Annotated in this window: 1 protein-coding gene and 1 pseudogene; one reads left to right on the top strand and one right to left on the bottom strand. The window is 77.5% G+C overall.

Annotated features, from left to right (window positions below; all coding sequences use genetic code 11):
* Positions 1–348, top strand: a pseudogene (locus tag AC0CYZ_RS01470) (hypothetical protein); the annotation flags it as partial.
* A gap of 11 nt (positions 349–359) precedes the next feature.
* Here the strand turns inward: AC0CYZ_RS01470 and AC0CYZ_RS01475 are convergent.
* On the bottom strand, positions 360–2,236 hold a 1,877-nt coding region (locus AC0CYZ_RS01475), incomplete at its 5' end, for an ATP-binding protein (RefSeq protein ID WP_472211484.1).

Consider the following 2,236-nt stretch of genomic DNA (forward strand, 5'->3'; position numbering starts at 1 on the left):
CTGCTGGTCGGGCCGCCGGCCGGCGCGGCGGCCCTCGCGCTGGTCGAGGGCACACCCGTCGGGTTGCTCAACCTCGTCGTGGTGCGCGACCGACAGGTCGAGGCCAGCCTCCTCGTGGCCGACGCGTGGCAGCACCGGCACGTCGCCACCAGCCTGCTCACCATCGAGCTCGGCCGGTCGCGCTGGGTCGGCTGGACGGTGTGCGCCACCGTGGAGCCCGGCAACCGCCCCGTCCGACAGCTCCTGGCTCGTCAGCGGCTCGGGACGTGTCGCCTGGTGGGTCGTGACCCCTCGGCGTGGGACTACGCCCTCCACCTCGGCGACGGTGCCGAGCCTCGAGGGCGGTGACCCTCGTGCGCTCAGTCCAGCCAGACCTCGAGGTCCGGGTGGGCGGCGAGGCGTTCCCCGCTCGCGAGGGCCTCGGCGAAGGCGACCTCGCCGAGCTGCTCCCGCAGCGTCGCGAGCCGTTCGGTGCTCCCGGGGTGGCGGGGCCAGGCGCGGCCGAGGCGCGTGTGCATGGCCCGGGCGGCGCCGTAACACCGGGCGGCCTCGAGGGGCTGGTGGGCGTTGAGGTGGTGCCCGGCCCGCTGCTCGAGGGTGTCGCCGTGGTCCCGGGCACCCATCCGCCGCTGGATGCGCAGGGTCTCGCTCGTCCACCGCAGCCCCGCAGGTGGGTCGGGCTCGAGGAGGGCGGCCACGGCGTGGGTGACGGCGACCAGGAGCGCGACGAGGTCGTTGCCCACCCGGGCGTTGTCCTCGCCGACCGCGTCGGCCGCCTCCCGCGCGGAGCCGGGCCCGTCGAGGAAGAGGCCGGTCGCCGCGTACACGGCCCGCGCGACGAGCGCGACGTGCGGGTCCGCGAGGGTCTCGCCGAGCGTGCGGGTGGCGTCGGCGAGGCGGCGGGCCAGGGCGTAGTCGTCGCCGACCCACGCCCCGGCCGCCGCGGCGAGGAGGACCTCGGCGGCGTCGGACCGCCGGCCGGGCGGGCCGCCGCGCAGGGCGTCGAGGCCGGCCTCGAGACCCGGCCGGGCGCTGGTCATGTCCTGGTTGAGCGCGAGCCACGTGCTGTGGGCGGTGCTCGTGCAGGCGGCGACGAAGGGGTCGACGGCGCCGGCGCGGGCGATCTCGGCGGCCCGGGGGAGCCAGTGCGCCGCGTCCGCACTGCGCTCGCGCTGGTACCAGTAGACGACGAGGCGGGTGACGGCCACGAGGCCCTCCTCGCTCCCGCGCGCCGGGCCGTCCGCGGAGGTGGGCAGCGCATCGGACAGGACCGCGGCCACGGTGCCCCAGTGCTCGTCGAGCCACTGGTACCAGTGCGCCTGCCCGGGGCGGCCCGTGCAGGGCCCGGAGGCGATCACGTCGAACACCCAGCGGTCGCGGGCCGCCCGGACCCGACGTTCCTCCTGCGTGTCGAGGTGCAGGGCCTCGTCGGCGTGCGCGCGCAGCGGCGTGAGCTGGTGGAAGCGGGTGTGGTCCCGTGCGTCCGCGGGAGGCGTGGACCTGAGCAGGGAGCGACGCACGAGGCCGGCCAGCAGGTCGGGGATCCGGTCGCTGCCCAGCGGCGGGATGGCGCAGACGGCGGTGGCGGCCTCGAGGGTGAACTCCCCGGGGAGGACCGCGAGGCGGCGGTGGACGATCCGCTCGTCGGCGGTGGCGAGGTGGTGGTTGTCCTCGATGGCGGCCCGCAGGTTGGCGTGACGCGTCTCTGCGCGGGTGGGGTCGCCGAGGGCGATCGGGTGCGCGCGCAGCATGTCCGCGACCTCGGGGAGGGAGTACACCCGGGCGCGCGCGGCGGCGAGCTCGAGCGCGAGGGGGAGCCCGCCGGTGAGCCGGCACGTCTCGGCGACGGCCCGGCGGTGGTCCTCGGTCATCGTGGCGGGGTCGGGGGCCGGTGCGAGGCGGGCCAGGAACAGCGCGGCCGCGGGACTCGCGGCGAGGTCGCGCGCCCGGTCTCCCTCGGGGACCGCCAGCGGGGCGACCTCCCGGACGTGCTCGCCCTCGACGTCGAGGGGCTCCCGGCTGGTGCTGAGCACGGTGAGCGCCGGGTCGCCCGCGAGGAGCTCGTCGAGGAGGACGGCCACCGCCGCCCCCAGGTGCTCGCAGTTGTCGAGCACGAGGAGGACCGGCCGGAGGCGGCTGAACGCGGCCAGGGCATCGACCGTCCGCGTCCCGGGGACGACCTCGACCCCGGCCGCGGCGGCGACGTGGCCGGCGACCCGGGCGGGTTCGTCGATCG

It is taken from the genome of Actinomycetospora sp. (assembly GCF_055612215.1).